The organism is Exiguobacterium sp. s128, assembly GCF_018618815.1.
Taxonomy (GTDB): domain Bacteria; phylum Bacillota; class Bacilli; order Exiguobacteriales; family Exiguobacteriaceae; genus Exiguobacterium_A; species Exiguobacterium_A antarcticum.
Genome location: NZ_JACSMT010000109.1, coordinates 1 through 420, shown reverse-complemented (window position 1 = coordinate 420; position 420 = coordinate 1). Strand labels below are relative to the sequence as shown.

Below are 420 nucleotides of genomic sequence, written 5' to 3'. Positions count from 1 at the left end.
AAAATTTAGATGTGGCCATAGAAAAAGCTCCCTTCAAAAGTAGACAGTTTTGTTATTTCAACTGTCTACTTTTGTGGGAGCATATCATTGCTTCTTTTTTTGTATTCCGTAAAAAAATCTTTACCAAGAAGACAAAATGGTTTTAACTCACCGAGTTGTCTTCTCATAAAGATTTTTTGCGAAATACACATATAAAATCGGTTATCGTTCACAAGCGAAGTTATCTTTATCCCGATCCATCTTCGATTGATAAGCAGGATGCGTTGAAGGAACACCGTTCGGATAGACCTGTGTCAATTCTGTACAGTTTGCAAAAGAAGCATCTTTCTTTGCTTTAGCATCAGCTTTCGCTTTGGCATCAGCTTTCGCTTTGGCATCAGCTTTCGCTTTGGCATCAGCTTTCGCTTTGGCATCAGCTTT

General features: G+C 38.1%; 1 protein-coding gene. It reads right to left on the bottom strand.

Annotated elements, in window-relative coordinates; genetic code table 11:
* Nucleotides 1-201 precede the first annotated feature (201 nt).
* Nucleotides 202-420: excalibur calcium-binding domain-containing protein (locus KNQ13_RS15840; RefSeq protein WP_214773291.1), on the bottom strand; the 219-nt coding region annotated here is incomplete at its 5' end.